The sequence below is a fragment of the Sphingomonas sp. AP28 genome (assembly GCF_056680455.1).
Window position 1 is genome coordinate 3,996,208 of record NZ_CM155283.1, and the last position, 19,816, is coordinate 4,016,023.

At 66.0% G+C, this 19,816-nt stretch carries 14 protein-coding genes; 9 read left to right on the top strand and 5 right to left on the bottom strand.

Translation table 11 applies throughout. From position 1 onward, the window contains the following. Positions 1 to 74: 74 nt before the first annotated feature. From AC1MH0_RS18540 to AC1MH0_RS18550, 3 genes are all read right to left on the bottom strand, one after another. Positions 75 to 1,022, bottom strand: coding sequence for an aldo/keto reductase (locus tag AC1MH0_RS18540; RefSeq protein WP_480963979.1), 948 nt, complete (start codon positions 1,020 to 1,022; stop codon positions 75 to 77). After that, a complete protein-coding gene (locus AC1MH0_RS18545) occupies positions 1,019 to 1,234 on the bottom strand; it encodes a hypothetical protein (protein ID WP_480963980.1) in 216 nt (71 codons plus the stop codon). The genes AC1MH0_RS18540 and AC1MH0_RS18545 overlap by 4 nt, the downstream gene beginning before the upstream one ends. A 111-nt stretch (positions 1,235 to 1,345) precedes the next feature. Beyond that, a complete protein-coding gene (locus AC1MH0_RS18550) occupies positions 1,346 to 1,717 on the bottom strand; it encodes a hypothetical protein (RefSeq protein ID WP_107955214.1) in 372 nt (123 codons plus the stop codon). A gap of 193 nt (positions 1,718 to 1,910) precedes the next feature. Here AC1MH0_RS18550 and AC1MH0_RS18555 point away from each other — a divergent pair, with 193 nt between their 5' ends. From AC1MH0_RS18555 to metH, 4 genes are all read left to right on the top strand, one after another. Further along, on the top strand, positions 1,911 to 2,864 hold the full coding sequence (locus tag AC1MH0_RS18555) for an ArsR/SmtB family transcription factor (protein ID WP_480963981.1): 954 nt from the start codon (positions 1,911 to 1,913) through the stop codon (positions 2,862 to 2,864). Then, positions 2,861 to 3,805: a methylenetetrahydrofolate reductase gene (gene metF, locus AC1MH0_RS18560; protein WP_480963982.1), complete on the top strand. Its 945-nt coding sequence runs from the start codon at positions 2,861 to 2,863 to the stop codon at positions 3,803 to 3,805. Before AC1MH0_RS18555 ends, metF begins: the two co-directional genes overlap by 4 nt. Before the next feature lie 115 nt (positions 3,806 to 3,920). Next, complete coding sequence (locus tag AC1MH0_RS18565; RefSeq protein ID WP_480963983.1) at positions 3,921 to 4,979, top strand: homocysteine S-methyltransferase family protein; 1,059 nt, start codon at positions 3,921 to 3,923, stop codon at positions 4,977 to 4,979. Between the two features lie 133 nt (positions 4,980 to 5,112). Further along, complete coding sequence (metH, locus tag AC1MH0_RS18570) at positions 5,113 to 7,818, top strand: methionine synthase (protein WP_480963984.1); 2,706 nt, start codon at positions 5,113 to 5,115, stop codon at positions 7,816 to 7,818. Positions 7,819 to 7,974: 156 nt separating this feature from the next. On the opposite strand, the gene AC1MH0_RS18575 is transcribed toward metH, so the two are convergent. After that, positions 7,975 to 9,435 carry an aldehyde dehydrogenase family protein gene (locus AC1MH0_RS18575; protein WP_480963985.1) on the bottom strand — a complete coding sequence of 487 codons (1,461 nt, stop codon included), beginning with the start codon at positions 9,433 to 9,435 and terminating at the stop codon, positions 7,975 to 7,977. Positions 9,436 to 9,541: 106 nt separating this feature from the next. Between AC1MH0_RS18575 and AC1MH0_RS18580 the strand changes: the two genes are divergently transcribed. The 3 genes from AC1MH0_RS18580 to AC1MH0_RS18590 all read left to right on the top strand — a co-directional run bounded on the left by AC1MH0_RS18580 (position 9,542) and on the right by AC1MH0_RS18590 (position 12,883). Continuing rightward, positions 9,542 to 10,516: a quinone oxidoreductase family protein gene (locus AC1MH0_RS18580; RefSeq protein ID WP_480963986.1), complete on the top strand. Its 975-nt coding sequence runs from the start codon at positions 9,542 to 9,544 to the stop codon at positions 10,514 to 10,516. Positions 10,517 to 10,865: 349 nt separating this feature from the next. Beyond that, positions 10,866 to 11,546: a response regulator transcription factor gene (locus AC1MH0_RS18585; RefSeq protein WP_480963987.1), complete on the top strand. Its 681-nt coding sequence runs from the start codon at positions 10,866 to 10,868 to the stop codon at positions 11,544 to 11,546. After that, positions 11,543 to 12,883 carry a sensor histidine kinase gene (locus AC1MH0_RS18590; protein WP_480963988.1) on the top strand — a complete coding sequence of 447 codons (1,341 nt, stop codon included), beginning with the start codon at positions 11,543 to 11,545 and terminating at the stop codon, positions 12,881 to 12,883. The genes AC1MH0_RS18585 and AC1MH0_RS18590 overlap by 4 nt, the downstream gene beginning before the upstream one ends. A gap of 63 nt (positions 12,884 to 12,946) precedes the next feature. Here the strand turns inward: AC1MH0_RS18590 and AC1MH0_RS18595 are convergent, their stop codons facing one another. Beyond that, complete coding sequence (locus tag AC1MH0_RS18595; protein ID WP_480963989.1) at positions 12,947 to 15,466, bottom strand: TonB-dependent receptor; 2,520 nt, start codon at positions 15,464 to 15,466, stop codon at positions 12,947 to 12,949. Positions 15,467 to 15,730: 264 nt separating this feature from the next. Between AC1MH0_RS18595 and AC1MH0_RS18600 the strand changes: the two genes are divergently transcribed. Both AC1MH0_RS18600 and AC1MH0_RS18605 read left to right on the top strand, forming a co-directional pair. After that, positions 15,731 to 18,793, top strand: a complete 3,063-nt coding sequence (locus AC1MH0_RS18600) for a TonB-dependent receptor (protein WP_480963990.1) — start codon at positions 15,731 to 15,733, stop codon at positions 18,791 to 18,793. Further along, positions 18,793 to 19,815, top strand: a complete 1,023-nt coding sequence (locus AC1MH0_RS18605) for a phytase (protein ID WP_480963991.1) — start codon at positions 18,793 to 18,795, stop codon at positions 19,813 to 19,815. The genes AC1MH0_RS18600 and AC1MH0_RS18605 overlap by 1 nt, the downstream gene beginning before the upstream one ends. Position 19,816 lies beyond the last annotated feature (1 nt).

Consider the following 19,816-nt stretch of genomic DNA (forward strand, 5'->3'; position numbering starts at 1 on the left):
GAAACCGCTGTTCCCTTGTCCTCCCCCTCCGTCACCTTCGGCGACACCTCCCCCTACCGGGGGAGGATTAAGGATTAGGCGCCGGCGACCATCAGCGCGTCCAACTGGTCCTTCGACAGTTCCAGCGTCATCGCGGGCAGAAGGTCTTCAATCTGCTTCACGCTGGTGGCACTGGCGATCGGCGCCGTCACGCCGGGCTGTGCGATCAGCCACGCCAGCGCAACCTGCGCGTGGGTGGCGCCAGTAGCTTCGACCACCGAGTCCATCGCATCGAGGACAGCCTTGCCGGTACCTTCGAGCAATTCGCCCATCCGACCGCCGCGAACGCTCTGGCCCAGATCGTCCTTCGTCCGGTACTTGCCAGTGAGGAAGCCCGAGGCGAGGCCGTAATAGGGCAGCACACCGATGTTCTCGGTGACGCAGTAATCCTGCAATTCGCCCTCGAACTTGGTGCGGCTGACGAGATTATATTCGGGCTGGAGGACGTGATAGCGCGGCAGGTCCGAGGTCTTGGCCGCCTCGACCGCCGACTTCAGGCGGGCGGCGTGGAAGTTCGAGGCGCCGATCACGCGGACTTTCCCCGCATCGACCAGCTTGCCGAACGCTTCGAGGACAGCCTCCTGCGTCTGCGAGTCGTCGTCCTGATGCGCGTAATACAGGTCGATGCGATCGGTGCCGAGGCGCTTCAGCGAGGCTTCGGCAGCGGCGGCGATGCGCGCCGGGGCGAGCTTCTCGCCGCCTTCACCCGGCAGCATGCCGACCTTGGTCGCGATCAGGACATCGTCGCGCTTGCCGCTGGCCTTCAGCCATTCGCCGATCATGCTCTCGGATTCGCCGCCCTTGTGACCATCGACCCAGGCCGAATAGACATCGGCGGTGTCGATCATCGTCCCGCCGCCGGCGACGAACGCGTCGAGCACGGCGAAGCTGGCGGCGCGGTCGGCGGTCCAGCCGAACACGTTGCCGCCGAGGACGAGAGGGGCGATCTTCAGATCGGTCGAGCCGAGGCGGCGAAGTGTCATCGGGTCTGGTCGCTTTGGTTCGAGGGTGTTTCGGTATCGGTCACGGCATCGTCAGGTGCGGCGGCGACCGCGTTCAGATCGACGCTGTTCGCATCGAGCATCGCAGCGGCTTCGTTCAACTGGTGCGCTTCGTCGGCGGTGACCGCGCCGGGTTCGCTCGCAGGCGAACACGCCGCGAGCGCTGAAATAGCAAACAGCGCCCCCACCATCATGCCGTCGTGCCAGCGAAGGCTAGCATCCTCCCGGAGCGGTCGTCGTGACCCGAACCGGGAGCCCCCAGCGTTAGCTGGGGCGACGGAGAAGTGGGGGCGCCTAGGCAAGGCTTAGTCCTTGATCGCGTTGCCAGCGCGGGTCAGCGCGTTGCCGGTGGCGTCGGCGGCGCGGTCCGCACCGTTGCTGATTGCAGCACCCGCACGGTCTGCACCGGCTTCGATCCGGTCACCGGCGCGGTCGGCCTTGGCGTCGAGATGGTCGGTCGAGTTGTCGATCTTGGCGCCGGCGTTGTCGAGCGAACGCTCGGCCGAACCCAGCGCGCGATCGCTGGCGGCGCTGACGTCGTCGACGGCATTGGCGGTGGTTGCGCTGGCATCGGCGGCGATCGCGTTGGCGGCCTGTGCGGTCTGGTCCTGCGCGTTGTTGCTGCAGGCTGCGAGGCCGGCGGTGAGCGCCAGGGCGGGGATCAGGAACTTCTTCATAGGTATCTACTCCCGTGGATGTCGTCTTGTGGACCGGGTAATGCCCAGCCCATAGCGCAATCGAACGCGGATAAAGCGTTTCCGATCCGTCACGATCGGCCGCGATGCGATAAGTCGCGGGCGGACATGGCCAATGTCGAAGACGCGCACGCCTGCGTTGACCTCATATAAAGAATTCTTTATATGTCTTGGCATGACGATGGCGCTCGAAATCTTCCGTGCTTTGGCGGACGCGACCCGGTTGCGGATCCTCGCGCTGTTGCGGCGGATGGAGCTGTCGGTCGGCGAGCTCGCGCAGGTGCTCGGCCAGAGCCAGCCACGCGTTTCGCGCCATGTGAAGATCTTGTGCGACGCCGGCCTTGCCGAACGTCGCAAGGAAGGCAGCTGGGTGTTCGTCGCGCTGGGGTCTGCGGACGTGGTCGAGCCGGTCGCGGGCGCACTCGACGTCTGGGCGAAGGCCGAGCCGGATCACTGGGCGGTCGCGGATGCGGCGCGGCTTGCAGCGGTGCGCGCGGACCGGGCAGCTAGCGCCGCGGCGTGGTTCGAGGGGCATGCCGACGAGTGGGACGCGATCCGGTCGCTGCACGTCGCCGACAGCGAGGTCGAGGCGGCGATGGCTGCCGTGCTCGGCGATGCGCCGGTCGGGACGCTGATCGATATCGGTACGGGCACCGGGCGGATGCTCGAGCTGTTTGGCGGGCGCGCAAAGGTCGCGCTCGGGATCGATCGCAGTTCGGAAATGCTGCGGCTCGCGCGCGCGAAGCTGCACGAAATGGTTCACGCCGAACTGCGCCAGGCCGATCTCTACGCGCTGCCGATGGCGGATGGCGCTGCGGATGTCGCGATCCTGCACCACGTGCTGCATTTCGCGCAGCAGCCCGGTGCCGCGGTCAGGGAGGCTGCGCGCGTGCTCTCGCCCGGTGGACGATTGCTGATCGCCGACTTCGCCAGCCATGACCGTGAGGATCTGCGGCTGCGCGATGCGCATACGCGCTTGGGGTTCGCGGACGAGCAGATGGGGGCCTGGTTCGAAGCGGCGGGCTTGCAGACGGCGCGCGTGGAAACGCTCGAGGGCGGCGAGTTGACGGTGAAATTATGGCTCGGTCGGAAAATCGGCGCGAGCTTGCGTGAGGTGAAGGCGGCATGACGAACATTTCGATCCCCCAACTGGCCGAAGCGCGCCGCGCGCTCGAAGAACCGCTGTTCGCGGATCTCGCGGGCGATGTCGGGCTGAGCTTCGAGTTCTTCCCGCCCAAGAGCGAGAAGATGGAGACGCAGTTGTGGGAGGCGATCCGCACGCTGGAACCGCTCGGCCCGGATTTCGTCTCGGTAACGTATGGCGCGGGTGGCTCCACGCGCGAGCGGACTCACGCGACGGTGGCGCGGATCCAGCGCGAAACGTCGATGAACGCCGCTGCGCACCTGACCTGCGTCGAGGCGACCAAGGCCGAGATCGACCAGGTCGCGGAAGAGTATTGGGCGGCGGGCGTACGCCACATCGTCGCGCTGCGTGGCGATATGCCAACCTTGGGTCAACCGTATCAGGCGCATCCGGGCGGATATGAGAACGCGGCGGCTTTGGTTGCTGGGTTGCGGAAGCTGCATCCGTTCGAGATCTCGGTCGCGGCGTATCCCGAGTGCCATCCGGAATCGGGCGGTCACGACGCCGACATCGACAATCTGAAGCGCAAGATCGATGCCGGTGCGACCCGCGCGATCACGCAGTTCTTCTTCTCGCCCGAGGCGTATTTCCGGTTTCGCGACCGGGTTGCGGCGGCCGGGATCACCGCGCAGATCCTGCCGGGGATCCTGCCGGTGTCGAATGTCGCGCAGACGCGGAAGTTCGCGGGGCTCTGCGGTGCGGAAATCCCGGCGTGGATGGACCGGTTGTTCGAGGGCCTCGACGATCATCCCTCGGCTCGGCAGCTCGTTGCGGCGACGATCGCGGCTGAGATGTGTCGGCGGCTCTATGCGGGCGGCGTGAAGGATTTCCACTTCTACACGCTCAACCGCGCGGAACTGGCCTACGCGATCTGCCACATGCTCGGCGTGCGCGCGAAGCCGACTGAAAAGGTCGCCGCGGCGTAACTCCCCTCCCGCTGGCGGGAGGGGTCGGGGGAGGGCGTGGCCCAACCCGACCGTCTCGTTTGCGGCACTTCCCTCCCCCGACCCCTCCCGCCAGCGGGAGGGGAGGAGATTGACGATGACACCACGTGAACGTTTCAACGCGGAAGCCGCCAAGCGCATCCTGATCACCGACGGCGCGTTCGGGACCGAGATCCAGAACTGGAAGCTCGACGAGGCGGCCTATGCGGGCAATCTCGGCCTGAGCCACGACCAGAAGGGCAACAACGACATCCTGGCGATCACCAAGCCGGACGTCCCCGAGACGATTACGAGAGAGTATCTCGAAGCTGGGTCGGACATCGTCTCGACCAACACGTTCAGCGCGAACGTCATCTCGCAGGCAGATTACGGCGCCGAGCATCTGGTGCGCGAGATCAACGTCGAGTCCGCGCGGATCGCGCGCGCGCTCGCCACCGAGTACGAGGCGAAGGACGGCCGACCGCGCTTCGTCGCCGGCGCGATCGGGCCGACCAACAAGACGCTGTCGCTGTCGCCCGACGTCAACGATCCCGGCTTTCGCGAGATCGACTTCGACTACCTCAAGGGCGTGTACCGCGAGCAGATCGACGCGTTGCTCGAAGGCGGCGAGGGGGTCGGCGTCGACTTCATCCTGATCGAGACGGTGTTCGATACGCTCAACGCCAAGGCCGGGATCATGGCGGCGATCGAGGCGGGTGAGGCTCTGGGGCGCGACGTGCCGATCATGATGTCGATGACGTTGACGGATCTGTCTGGGCGCAATTTGTCGGGGCACACGGTCGAGGCGTTCTGGCATGCGGTGCGGCACGCCAAGCCGATCACGATCGGGCTGAACTGCTCGTTCGGCGCGGAGCAGCTGCGGCCGCATGTGAAGACGCTATCGGCGATCGCGGATACGTTGATCATGGTGTATCCGAACGCGGGGCTTCCGAACGAACTCGGCGAGTATGACGAGCAGCCGGAGACGACGGCCGGATTGGTCGGCGAGTGGGCCGTCGCCAAGCAGGTCAACGTGCTCGGCGGGTGCTGTGGCTCGACGCCAGCGCATATCAAGGCGATGGCGGATGGGGTGCGCGGGCTTGAGCCGCGGGCTGTGGCTCGGCCGGAAGTGCGGACAAAGCTCGCCGGCCTCGAGCCGTTCACGATGGCCGCGTAACTTCTTTCCCCTCCCGCATGCGGGAGGGGGCAGGGGGTGGGCTCGCGCTCTCCTCCAACGATTAGCTCGCGGATGGCGGGCGCCCACCCCCCGACCCCCTCCCGCTTGCGGGAGGGGGGGAAGAACCAGACAGATGACAACCTCCTCCACCTCTTTCGTCAACATCGGCGAGCGCACTAACGTCACCGGCTCGGCGCGCTTCAAGAAGCTGATCATGGCCGGCGACTATCCCGCTGCGGTCGAGGTCGCGCGCCAGCAGGTGGAGAGCGGCGCGCAGGTGCTCGACGTCAACATGGACGAGGGGCTGCTCGACGCGCACCACGCGATGACGACGTTCCTGAAGCTGATCGCCGCCGAACCCGACATCGCGCGCATCCCGTTCATGGTCGACAGCTCGAAATGGAGCGTGATCGAGGCCGGTCTGAAGTGCGTCAGCGGCAAGCCGATCGTCAATTCGATCAGCATGAAGGAAGGCGAGGAGCAGTTCCTCAGCCAGGCGATGAAGTGCATGGCGTACGGCGCGGCGGTGGTCGTGATGGCGTTCGACGAGGTCGGCCAGGCCGACACCAAGGAGCGCAAGGTCGAGATATGCGAGCGCGCGTACAAGCTGCTCGTCGGGATCGGCTTCCCGCCCGAGGACATCATCTTCGATCCCAACGTCTTCGCGGTCGCGACGGGAATCGAGGAGCACAACAACTACGGCGTCGACTTCATCGAGGCGTGCAAGGAGATCAAGGCACGCTGCCCGCATTGCCACATCTCGGGCGGGCTCTCGAACTTCAGCTTCTCGTTCCGCGGCAACGAGCCTGTCCGCCGCGCGATGCACAGCGTGTTCCTGTATTACGCGATCCCCGCGGGCATGGACATGGCGATCGTCAACGCCGGCCAGCTCGACATCTATGACGACATCGATCCCGAACTGCGCAAGGCAGTCGAGGACGTCGTGCTCAACACCGATCCCGAGGCAGGCGACCGGCTCGTCGCGCTCGCCGAACGCTATCGCGGCACCGACGTGGTGGCGGAGAAGGCGGCGGCGGAATGGCGCTCGCTCGGCGTCAACAAGCGGCTCGAATATGCGCTGGTCAAGGGCATCGACTTGCACGTGGTCGAGGATACCGAGGAAGCGCGGCTGATCATCGCCGGCAATGGCGGGCGTCCGATCGAGGTGATCGAAGGCCCGCTGATGGACGGCATGAACGTCGTCGGCGACCTGTTCGGATCGGGCAAGATGTTCCTGCCGCAGGTCGTCAAGTCGGCGCGCGTGATGAAGAAGGCGGTCGCGCATCTGCTGCCCTATATCGAGGCGGCCAAGGAACCAGGCGCGCGCGGCAAGGGCAAGATCATCATGGCAACCGTCAAGGGCGACGTGCACGACATCGGCAAGAACATCGTCGGCGTCGTGCTCCAGTGCAACGGCTTCGACGTGGTCGATCTCGGCGTGATGGTGCCGTGGTCGAAGATCCTCGAGTCTGCGAACGAGAACGATGCAGACATGATCGGTCTGAGCGGGCTGATCACGCCGTCGCTCGACGAGATGGTAACCGTCGCCGAGGAGATGAAGCGCGCAGGCATGACGATGCCGCTGCTGATCGGCGGCGCGACGACGTCGAAGGTCCATACCGCGCTCAGGATCGCGCCGGCCTATGATGGCCCGGTCGTGCATGTGCTCGATGCGAGCCGCGCCGTGGGTGTCGCGTCGACCCTGGTGTCGGACACGATCCGCGACGACTTCGTGACGAAGACCGCGGATGAATACGAGGCGGTGCGGATCTCGCGCGCGAACAAGGGGCAGAGCGAGCTTTTGCCGCTGGAGACGGCGCGCGCGCGCGGGTTCGTTGCGGACTTTGCGATGAAGCCGCCTGCTCCGGTGAAGCCGGGCGTGCATGTGTTCGCGCACTGGGACCTGTCTGATCTGCGCGACTATATCGACTGGACGCCGTTCTTCCGCGCGTGGGAACTCGCGGGAAATTTCCCGGCGATCCTGACCGATGAGGTCGTCGGCGAGAGCGCAAGTTCGCTGTATGCGGATGCGCAGGCGATGCTCGACACGATCGTCGCGGAGAAGTGGCTGACCCCGCGAGGCGTCGCGGGGTTGTGGCCTGCGCGGCGTGAGGGCGATGATGTGGTCGTCCTTGCCCCCTCTCCCCTCCGGGGAGAGGGCTGGGGTGAGGGGCAGCCAAGCAGTGCAGCGCCCGGAACAGCCCCTCACCCCAACCCTCTCCCCGCAGGGGAGAGGGAGCAGGAAGAGGTCCGTCTCCCCATGCTCCGCCAGCAGATCGCCAAGCGCGAAGGCCGTGCCAACATGTGTCTCGCCGATTTCGTCGACACCCAGGACGACTGGTTCGGCGGTTTCGCAGTCGGCATCCACGGGATCGACGACCACATCGCCCGCTTCAAGGCGGACAATGACGATTACAACGACATCCTGCTCAAAGCGCTCGCCGACCGCTTCGCCGAGGCGTTCGCCGAACGCCTCCACAAACACGTCCGCACCGACCTGTGGGGCTATGCGCCCGACGAACAGCTCACCAACGAAGCGATGATCAAGGAACAATATCGCGGCATCCGTCCCGCGCCGGGCTACCCCGCATGCCCCGACCACAGCCTCAAGCCGATCCTGTTCGACCTGCTCGATGCCCCGACCGCGACCGGCCTCGAACTCACCGAGAGCTTCGCGATGTTCCCGACCGCGGCGGTATCCGGCTTCTATTTTGGCCACCCACAGGCCGAGTATTTCGGCGTCGCGCGCGTCGGTCGCGACCAGCTCGAGGATTACGCCGCACGACGTGGGGCGGACCTGAAGACCGCGGAACGGTGGTTGCGGCCAAACCTCGACTAGGCTGGCCCGCCCGTTACCCCGTCCGTCGTCCTGACGAAAGTCAGGATCCAGAGCCACAAAGGCTGACTGTAGTAACCCTGGATCCTGACTTTCGTCAGCATGTGGGGGGCTCGTGCTTGACGAGCCCCCCACATGCTGGCGTCATGCTCCTAACCCTTAAGCCCCAGCTTCGGCCGGCTTCCCCTGGCGCACGTCACCCGGCAGGCCGGTGATCGTCTTCACCTCCATGAAGTCGGTCAGCCCATAGCGCCCGTTCTCGCGACCATTCCCTGACTGCTTATACCCGCCGAACGGTGCGCCGATGTCCGGGCTCCACGAGTTGATCGTCACCAGCCCTGCGCGCAACCTCGGCGCGACCTTCGCCGCAGCCGCCGGATCGCCCGAGATTGTCGCCGACAGGCCGTATTCGGTCGCGTTGGCGATGCGGATGCCTTCGTCCTGATCGGCGTACGACGTGATCGTCGCGACCGGGCCGAACGTCTCCTCCTGCGCGATCCGCATGTCCGGCCGCACGTCGGTGAACAACGTCGGCTGGATGTAATACCCCGCATTGCGCCCGTCTGGACGCCCGACACCGCCCGTCACCAACGTCGCGCCTTCGTCGATCGCCGACTGGATCAACCCCTGGATCTTGTCGAACTGCGCCTTGTTGACGACCGGGCCGATATGCTGGCCCATCTCCGCAGGATCGCCGACCTTGGTCTGCTCCATCATCGACTTCACGATCGCGGTCGCCTCCGCAACCTGGCTCGCATGCACGAGCAGTCGGGTCGGCGCGATGCAGCTCTGCCCCGAATTGGCGAGCACCCCCGCGACCGTCGGCGGGAGCACCGCGGCTAGATCGGAGCCTTCGAGTACGAGGTTCGCCGCCTTGCCGCCAAGCTCCTGATGCACCCGCTTCACGGTCGGCGCCGCCGCCAGAGCGACCGCAATGCCGGCGCGCGTCGAGCCGGTGAAGCTCACCATGTCGACGTCGCGATGCGCGCACAATGCTGCGCCGACGCCTGGACCGTCACCGTTGACGAGGTTGAACACACCCGCCGGCACGCCCGCCGCGTCCATGATCTCCGCGAGGATCACCGCACAGGACGGAGCTTCCTCGGACGGCTTCAGGATCATCGTGTCGCCCGCGGCCAGCGCAGGGGCGACCTTCGCGCAGATCTGGTTCAGCGGCCAGTTCCACGGCGTGATCATCGCGACGACGCCGAGCGGTTCGTGCACGACGGTCGCCTTGCCGATCGTCTCGGAAAACTCGAACGCCGCCAGCGCCTTAGCGGTCGCCGAGAAATGCGCGAGCCCGGTCGGCGCCTGCGCCATCGAGGCGAGCGCCATCGGTGCGCCCATCTCCTGCGACATCGCCTTTGCCAGATCGGGCATCCGCGCCTTGTACTCGGTCATGATCCGGCCGAGCACGTCGAGGCGTTCCTGCACGCTGGTCTGGCTCCAGCTCTCGAACGCCGAGCGCGCCGCAGCCACGGCCCTGTCGACATCGGCGGCGGTGCCGAGCGTGATCTCGGTGCAGGGCTGCTCGGTCGACGGGTCGATCACCTGATAGACGGTGCCGCCCTCGCTATCGACCCAAGCGCCGTCAATATACTGCTGCAAATAGCTTTTCATCGTGCCTCTCCGCATCTTGTCTTGCCAAGGAATGGGCTCGCCGGAGATCGGTTGCAACCCGAAACGCATGCCGTAGGTTGACCGGGAAATTCATCAGGAGGCCGGCATGGCGAGAGTGGCATTCATCGAGAAGACCGGCGGCCCCGAGGTCATCCAGTGGCGCGACGTCGAGTTGCCGCCACCGGGCAAGGGTGAGGTGTGGATGCGCAACACCGCGGTCGGGCTGAACTATATCGACACCTACCACCGCAGCGGCGTGTACCCGATCGATCTGCCCTCGGGTCTCGGTAGCGAAGCGGCGGGCGTGGTGATGGCGGTCGGCGAGGGCGTGACCGATTTCGCGCCCGGCGACCGCGTCGGTACCTTCGGCCCGTCGCGCGGCGCCTACGCGACCGAGCGCAACGTGCCCGCGAACCAGTTGTTCAAGCTGCCCGACACGCTCGACGACCAGACCGCCGCGGCGATCCTGCTCAAGGGCGCCACCGCCGAGTTCCTGGTCGAGCGCTGCGCCAAGGTGCAGGCGGGCCAGACCGTGCTCGTCCACGCGGCGGCGGGCGGAGTCGGGCACATCCTCGTCGGCTGGCTGAAGGCGATCAGCGCGACCGTCATCGCCAGCGTCGGCAGCGAGGACAAGGCCGCGCGGACGCGGAAAGCCGGTGCCGACCACGTCATCCTCCACAAGTCCGAGGACATCGCCGCGCGGGTCCGCGAGATCACCGACGGGAAGGGCGTTCCGGTGGTCCTCGACGGTGTCGGGCGTGCGACGTGGGACGCGTCTCTCGACAGCGCGGCCAGGCGTGGGCTGATCGTCAGCTACGGCAATGCGGGCGGGGTGGTCGACGGCGTCAACATCGGCGTCCTCGCGCGGAAAGGCTCGCTGTTCGTGACCCGGCCTACGCTGTTCGACTATTACGTCACGTCGGAGGAAAGGCAGGCCGGCATCGCCCGCCTGTTCGCGATGCTCGACAACGGCGCGGTTACGCCGGAGATCGGCCGGACCTTTCCGCTCGAAGAGGCTGCCGCCGCCCATCGCGCAATCGAGGCGGGTGAGACTTCGGGGAGCACAATCCTGCTGCCGTAACGGGTGGGCGGATTTAAGAAGGTGTGTTCACGCGAAGGCGCGAAGGCGCAAAGAAGGTTTGTTCGCGCGGAGACGCGGAGACGCGGAGGTGTTGCGGGCGGTACAGGCGTCTCGTTCATCATCTTGCGGCGATGATGAAGGGGACCGTTGGTCCGGAGAACTCTCCGCGTCTCCGCGTCTCCGCGCGAACCCATTCTTCTCATCGCTTCGCGCCTTCGCGCCTTCGCGTGAACCAATGCGACGCTCTCGCTTGGCGATGGACAGCATTGTGGCCTCCGCCTGAGCCCGCAAGACGCTTGTACGCGCGACGATCCACGATAGGACAGATGCTTGCCCGAGTGAGACCGTGATGAGCCTGAACATTCTGCTGGTCGAGGACGATACCGTGTTCGCGCAGGCGATGGCCGAGGAACTGCGCGGGTTCGATCACGGGGTGACGGTGGCGCCGGATGGCCGCGACGCGCTTGCCGCGGTGGATAGCCAGGCGTTCGACGCGGTGATTCTCGACCGGATGCTCCCGAAGATCGACGGCATCTCCGTGCTGGAGCGGCTGCGGAGCGCGAACATCACGATGCCGGTCATCATGCTCAGCGCGCTCGGGCGCTCGGTCGAGAAGGTCGAGGGGCTGGAGGCCGGCGCGGACGATTATGTGGTCAAGCCGATCGCCGCGGTCGAACTGAACGCACGCCTGCTCGCGCTGATGCGCGGGCGCGGCTGGACCGGTAGCGCCGGCGACACGATCCACGCCGGCGATATCGTCGTCAGCCCGACCAAGTTCCGCGCGTGGCGCGACGGCATCGCGCTCGATCTCGGCAAGCTCGAGTTCAAGCTGCTCGCCGAGTTCGTCGCCAATGCCGATGCGGTGCTGACGCGGGCGATGCTGGTCGAGCGGGTCTGGGGGTACGACTTCGCACCGACCACCAACATCGTCGACGTCTATGTCCGCCACCTGCGCGTCAAACTGACCGCGGCGGGCGGCGACGATCCCATCCGCACGGTGCGCGGCGTTGGATACATGCTGCGCGGATGATCCGCCTGCGATCGCTGCGCGCGTTGACGCTGGCGTTCCTGATCGCGTTCCTCGTCGCGACGCTCGGCACCGGGTTCGCGATCTACACCGCGACGCAACGCACGATCGAGCGACTGGTCGATCGTCGTATCCTGGTCGTGAGCGATGCCGCCGCCGGTATCTCCGGCGACCGCAGTCCCGAAGAACTCGTCCGGCGGATCAACGCCGCGACCCGCGAGCGTGATACCGGCGATATCGGCTTCCTGCTGCTGGATGCGACCGGTCGCAGGCTCAGCGGCAACATCGCCTTGCCGCGTCGCCTGCCGATGGGGTTCTCGACGGTTGCGTTGAAGGACCAGATCGCGGGGCTATCCGCCGGGCGTGCGCTGGTCCGCGACGTCGGGCACGGCATGACGCTGGTGACGATCGCCGAGACCGAACCGTTCGACGACTATAATGCGGCACGTGTCCGGATCTACCTCATCGGCTTCGGATCGATCCTGCTGGTCGTCATCGGCGGCCTGCTGTTTTTCGTCATCACGATCGGACGGCGGATCGGCGAGACCCGGCGAACGGTCGACGCGATCATCGATGGTGACATGTCGCGGCGCGTGCCGGTCGATCGATCGGGCGGCGAGTTCGCGCACCAGGCGATGGCCTTCAACCGCATGCTCGACCGTATTTCGGAGCTGATGGCCGGGATCAGCAACGTCTCCAACGATATCGCGCACGATCTTCGCACGCCCTTGGCACGCTTGCGCAGCCAGTTGGCGCTGGCGTTGCGTCGGGCCCAGACGGACAGCCAACGCGACGATCTCGAAACCGCCATCGCGATGAGCGACGAACTGCTCGAGATAGTCTCGGCGATGCTGCGGATCGCGGAGATCGAAGGCGGCGATCGGCGCGCGGCGTTCGCGACGCTCGATCTGGCGGCGCTGGCCGAAGAGATCGCGACGATGATGCAGCCGGTAGTCGCCGATGGCGACCGGACGCTTACGTTGGAAACATCGCCCGTGGCCGAGATCGTCGGCGATCGCCAGCTGCTCGGCCAGATGCTCGTGAACCTGATCGAGAACGCGCTCCGCCACACCCCACCCGGCACCCGCATCGAGATCGGCGTCACGACCACTGGCAAGACTGCCACGCTCACAGTGACCGATACCGGCCCCGGCATTCCAGCGGATCAGCGCAAGCTGGCGTTGCGGCGGTTCGGGCGGCTCGACGCCAGCCGCCACGACGAAGGGCACGGCCTCGGACTGCCCCTGATCCAGGCGATCGTCCGACTTCATCGCGGCACGATCGCACTCGAAGACGCGGCCCCCGGACTGCTCGTCGTCATCGCCCTACCCAAGGGCTGAAACGACGAAACCCGGACAGGCTCGACGCCTGCCCGGGTTTCGAATTTTACGCGGCAAGCCCGATCAGAACTTGACCGAAGCCTCCATGCCGTAGGTGCGCGGCGCGTTGAAATTGCCGTAGTCGCCGAGGACGTTGTTGACGCTGCCCGACGTGAGGTTGGTCGTCGGAGCACCCGGCAGGCTGTTCGACGGGTCGCGGCGGAACACGTACTGCTTGTCGAACAGGTTGCGAACCCAGGCCGAGATCGTCACCGCGTTGCTGCCGCCGACGTGGATGTTCGCCAAGGCGAGGCGGGCGTTGGCGATGAACGCGGGGTCGTTCTTGGTCGCGAACTGATCGAAGGTCTGCGTCGCCTGCGAGTAGTTGCCGTCGAGGTGGAACTTCAGGTCCATGTCGCCGACCGGCATCGTGTAGTCGACCGATCCGTTGGCGGCATTGCGCGGCGTGAAGACGATGTAGAAATTCTGGTACACGCCGGTCGACGCGATCAGCACGGGCGGGATCTTGGTGTAGGTATAGGCATAGCCCGCGGTCAGCGTCAGGCCGTCGACCGGCTGCACGGTCAGGTCGGCCTCGATCCCGCGGATCTTGGTGATGCCGGGCGCATTGATCGTCACCAGGTTGTTGAAGCTGCCCGACGCGGTCGTCTGGATCGAGCTGATGTCGACCTGGCTGTTCTTGCGATCCATGATGTAGCCGGCAAGGTTCAGGCGGGCGCGGTGGTTCCAGAAGTCGGTCTTCGCGCCGATCTCGTACGACTTCACGTCCTCGGGGTTGAACGTCTGGTAGTTGGACGTCCGCGAGCTGGCACCGCCGGCACGGTAGCCGGTCGCGTATTTTGCATAGACGTGAACCGTGTCACTGGCGTCATAGGCGAGCGTCGCCATCGGATTGAAGCGGTTCCAGGTGGCGTCGAGCGGCGCATAGCCGGCCGCGGTCAACTGGGCCTGGGTCGCCGTGTCGTAGTTCAAGTTACGCGAGAAATGCAGCACGCCCTGCTTCTCGTCGCGCGTGTAGCGGCCGCCGGCGGTCAGGTGAACGCGGTCGGTCGCGTTCCAGGTGACCTGGCCGTAGCCGGCATAGCTCTTCGAATGCACTTCCGAAGCACGATCGATCGAGCGGCATCCAACGAGCGAGCCGAACCCGCCCGACCCGGTGCAGGGATCGAGCACCGAGATCGTCGTCAGCGCCGAATTGAACGCCAGCGAGTTCGGCGTCGCCGCGTCGTCGCTGATATGTTCGTCGAAGTAATACAGCCCGGCAACGTAATCGAACTGGCCGACCGTGCCGACCGCCTGGAATTCTTGGCTGAACTGGTTCTGATGGAGGTCGGCGAGGCTGTAGCGGCTGAAGTTACATGCACTGCCGACGCAGCCAGCGGCAACGACGGGGACGCGGTGATAGCCGCCGCTATTGTCGTACTGCGTCGCGTTCACGCCGCGCCACGCGGTGATCGAGCGGAGTTCGATCTCGGGTGCGACGTCCCAGCGGATGTTCGACGTGAAGCCGTGCGTCTTGTCGATGCTCGGTTGCTGCGGCACGCCGATGTCGGCGACCTTCATCCGGCTGTCGCCGTTGACGACGACCTGGCTCGGGAGCGGCTTCACGCTGCCGGTCAGCGTCGTGTAGTTGGTGCCGGGAAGCGCGCAGGCGGGCGAGGCGGATTGCGCACCGGCCTTGCACCCGTTCGGGTTCACGTTGAGCAACTGGCTGTAGAACGGGCTGTTCGAGTCGTAGCCGTTATCGTAGCTGAAATCGGCGGTCATGCCCGAGATCGGGCGGACACGTGCGGTCGCCTTGAAGCCGCGGCGATGATAATAATTGAAGCCGGTCTGGTCCGCGAGCGGGTTCTTGGTGGTCGCGTCCTGATGCTGGATGACGCCGTCGAGCTTCAGCGACACGCCGTACGTTTCGGGCAGGTCGACATGCAGCGTACCGTTATAGCTGCCGTAGTTGGCGATCCCGCCGGTCGCGCTGCCGCCCCATTTGCCGCTCGGGCCCTTGGTGACGATGCTGAGCGCGCCGCCTTCGGTGTTGCGACCGAACAGCGTGCCCTGCGGGCCCTTGAGCACTTCGATCCGGTCGACGTCGAACAGCGCCGCGTTCAGACCGTGCTGGCGACCGAGATAGACACCGTCGATATAGACGCCGACGCCCTGCTCGCGCGCGGGCTGGTTGGCGTCGAGCGGCACAATGCCGCGGATGCCGATCGTCAGCGCGGACTGGCGCGCCTCGAACGTCGCGACGCGCAACGACGGCACGGCGCCGTCGGCGAGATCGTACAGGCTCTGGACGTGGCGGTCGGTCAGCGCCTGGCTGCTCAGGACGTTGATCGCGATCGGCGTCTTCTGAAGGTTCGTCTCGCGCTTGGTCGCGGTGACGACGATCTCGCCAAGACCGGTCTGGTCGGCGGGCTCCGCAGTGGCGGGGGCCGGATCGATCACGGGGTCTGCGGCAGCGGCAGCGGGCGCCGTATCCTTGGCGGCGGTCGGCGCGGGGGCCGCGAGCACTGGCGACGCGATCGCGACCGTCAGGGCGGCGCCGGCCAGCAGCCGCAAGCGCAGGCTTGCTGAATTCAACATCGAGAGTTTCCCTTTTTCGGCAGTCTTTGCCTTGAAGGGCGCGATAGGCGGCGGTCGTGGCACGTCCGTTACGAATATAAGAATCACATGTCCGGCGATTTTAACGTTGGTTTAATGTGGGATTCTGCTCGCGCGTACGTGAGGCAATCCCAGATGACGCCGCTGTCACGCGTCTGTCATGCAAAGGTAACGTCGGTGCCATGCACGGCCGCTACCGCGCCTCCCAAGCCGGCTGAAGAAGTCGGGACCACCCGGGGGAATACCATGAAATCGAACCTGTCGACCCGCGTCCGCGGTCGCGTCCTCGCGCATGCGCTGCTCACTGGCTGCGCGCTGACTTCGCTGACCGCCACCAGCGCCTATGCGCGTCCCGATGCCGCGACCCCGGTCGGCGCACCGCGCGCGCTCGGGAGCATCACCGGTACCGTGTCGCAGGCAGGCAGCGGCGATTATCTCGACGGTGCCTCGGTCTCGATCCCGGCGCTCGAATTGTCGACCGTGGTCGATCGCACCGGACGGTTCTCGCTGGTCGGTGTTCCCGCCGGCACGCACGAACTCGTGATCCGCTATGTCGGCTTCCCCGACGCGCACCGGACCGTGACGGTCGCCGATGCCGCCGTGACGCTGGACGTGGCGATGACAACCGAAGTCGGTGCGAATGCAGGGGAGGGCGACGAGATCGTCGTTTCCGGCTCGCGCCCGATCGCGGAATCCGAAGCCGCCGCGCTCCAGATCCAGCGGACCAGCCCTTCGCTCGTCTCGGTCATCGCCTCCGATTCGATCGGTCGCCTCCCCGACCAGAACATCGCGCAGGCGGTCAGCCGCCTCCCCGGCGTCGGCGTCCAGCGCGACCAGGGCCAGGCGCGCTACATCACGCTGCGCGGCGCACCGATCAACTGGACCACCTTGTCGATCGACGGCATCAACGTCGTCAGCCCCGAAGGCCGCGACGCACGCTTCGACTCCATCCCGTCGGCGATCGCCTCGCAGATCATCGTGCGCAAGGCCGTCACGCCCGACATGACCGGCGAGACGATCGCGGGCAACGTCGACATCATCACGCGCTCCGCGTTCGATTATCCGGGCATGAAGGTGCAGGCCAAGGGCGGCGTCGGCCATGTCGAACTCGGCAAGAAGACCGAATATGAGGGCTCGCTCGTCATCTCCGACCGGATCGACACCGGTATCGGCGAGTTCGGCATCGTCTCGTCCGCCAGCCTGTATCGTCGCGGTATGGTCACCGACAATTTCGAGACCGACTTCGAGGCGGTCGACCGCGATCGGCGCCCTGGTTTCGAGACGCGCAACTGGGCGCGCGAGACCGAGAACAAGCTCTATCGCCTGACGCGGAAAAACTACTCGCTGTCGACCCGGCTCGACTGGCGCCCGGCGCCCGGCCACAAGCTGTTCGCGGAGTCGATCTACTCGGCGTTCCAGGACGACGAACAGCGTAACAACTACATCTTCGACCTCGACGACCAGCAGTCGCGCACGCCCAACGGCACCGCTGCCTGCACCGTCAACGCGCGCCCGGCGACCGGCACGACCGGTTATGCCGACGTCTGCACCGGCAACACGCCGCTGCTCGGCACGGTCTACGGCATCGATCTCAACTCGAACTTTACCGTACGCAAGTACAAGCAGTCGGTGTTCACGAACACGGTCGGCGGCGATCACGAACTAGGCGTCTGGAACGTGAAGTGGCGCGGCAATTTCACGCGTTCGATCGACGACCGCTCGCAGCCTGCACAATTGAATTATGACAGCCCGTCGTTCGGCACAAACGGCGCCAACGCCGCCAACCGGCTGACCGTCGGCTATGACCTGACCGACCCCCAGCTCGCCAAGGTCCAGCTGTTCCGCACGATCCGCAACGCCGATGGCACCTTCTCGCGCGGCGCGCAGGTCACGTCGATCGAGGACTTTCCGCGCACCCTGGCCCGCTTGCGGTCGCTGAAGGCGCAGGATGTGACCGAAGCCTATACCGCCAAGCTCGACATCAGCCGCGAAGCCTCGGTGTTCGGCGCGCAGACGGTGTTTGCGGCCGGCGTACGCTACGACGATCGTACCAAGACCGCGAACGAGTATCTGCTCGAGCTGAGCACGCCGGCCCAATTCGCCGCGGCCGGCATTCCGACCGGGTACGGGGCCATCGCCAAGCCGGGCGGGTTCCAGGGCGAGATCCCGCTCGGTTACACCTTCCAGTATTTCGATCGGGACAAGATCCTGGCGCTGGTCGAGCAAGCCAAGGCGGTCAGCCCGTTCGTGTCCACCGACGCCAATTTCTACGATGTCGGCGAGAAGGTCTATTCCGCCTATGCGATGGCGACGACCACCACCAGCTGGGGCAGCGTCATCGGTGGCGCGCGCGTCGAGCATATCCACAACGACGCCCGCGCGTTCTCGTCGCTCGGCCTGATCGACGTGAAGTCGAGCCAGACTTTGGTCTACCCAAGCCTGCACGTGAACTGGGACGTCAACGACCGGATGAAGGCGCGGCTGTCGTTCAACACCGGCGCCGCACGCCCTGATTACGATCAGTTGCGCCCCAATCTCAGCATCAACGACGCGAACGCGACGATCTCCGGCGGCAACCCCGACGCGAAGCCCGAAAAGGCCAAGGGCGTCGATCTCTACGTCGAATATTACACGATGCCGCGCGGTTTCCTGTCGATCGGCGCGTACTACAAGGACGTCACCGATGTCCTGTTCGACTCGACCCGGACCTACGGCCAGACCAACCTGAACGCCGCCGGCGTCGATCGGTCGGGCTATGTCTACTCGACCATCATCAACGGCGGCAAAGGCTACATCATGGGGATCGAGGGCGCGATCCAGCAGCAGCTCGACCCCTTCACCGCCGATCTCGGCCTGCCGGATTGGATGGGCGGCTTCGGCGTGCAGCTCAACGCGACGATCAATAAGAGCCGTGCCGATACGCCGGCAACCGGCGCAATCCCGTCGCGGAAAGTTCGCCTGCCGGGTGCTTCGGACGCGATCTACAATCTGATCGCCTATTACGAGAAATACGGATTCTCGGCCCGCGTTTCGTACCAGAACCGGTCGGCGTGGCTCGATGCGATCGGCGCGGTGGACACGATCGGTGGCGTCGTCCGCGGCGTCGATGGCGGCGATTTCTACTGGGCCAAGGACAATGAACTCGACGCGTCGGTCCGCTACGCGATCAACGGCAATGTCGAGATCTACGGCGATTTCGCCAACCTGCTGAACGGGCCGGGCCGTCGCTATGTCGGATCGTCGGCCTACACGATCGAGCATGAGGCGTTCGGCCGGCGCTACACCGGCGGCGTGCGGGTGACCTTCTGATGCGCGCGCTTCCCTTTGCCGCGTTGCTGCTCGCGGGATGTGCAACGACCTCGACCCCGGTGGCGGTCGAGGCGCCGACAGTCGCGGCGACCGCCGAGACCGACCCCGTCGACACCGCCGCCGATGCCGCGGACGATCCCGCGATTTGGCGCAACGCTTCCGATCCGGCGAAGAGCCTCGTCATCGGCACCGACAAGAAAGCGGGCATCCACGTCTACAGCCTGACGGGTAAGCGCCTCAGCTTCACCCCGGCCGCGCGGCTCAACAATGTCGACCTGCGCGATGTCGGGACGCGCGTGATCGCGGCGGCCAGCGACCGGGCCGACATCGCCACCGCGCATGTCTCGCTGTTCACGCTCGACACGGCGGCAGCAAAACTGGTCCCGCTCGGCCGCTTCCCGGTCGGTCCGGGCGAGGCCTATGGCATGTGCCTCTGGACCCGCGCGCGAGACCACGCGCTGTTCGGCTTCGTCGTGCTGAAGGACGGCCGCATCGACCAGGTCGCAATCGACCTGTCCGGCGCAGCGCCCGAGGTCACGACGGTCCGCTCGATGAAGCTCGGCACCCAGTCCGAAGGCTGCGTCGTCGACGACCGCACCGGGCAGCTCTACGTCGCCGAGGAGGACGTCGGCCTCTGGCGCTTCGATGCCGACCCGTCCGCGCCGGTCACGGCAACCGCGATCGCCAAGGTCGACGGCAAGACGCTGGTCGCCGACGCGGAGGGCTTAGCGCTTGCCCCGTCGGGCAGGACCGGCGGCTATCTCGTCGTGTCGAGCCAGGGCGACAACGCCTACGCGCTCTACCGCCTGCCGGGCGTCACCTATGCCGGGCGCTTCCGCATCGGCGGGGGCGCGATCGACGGGACAAGCGATACCGACGGCATCGACCTGATCCTCGGCAACTTCGGCCCCGCTTATCCCCAAGGCCTGTTTGTCGCACAGGACGGCGACAACGCGCCCGCCACGCAGAACTTCAAATACCTCAGCTGGGCGAGCGTGAAGCGTGCGCTGAAACTGCCCTGAT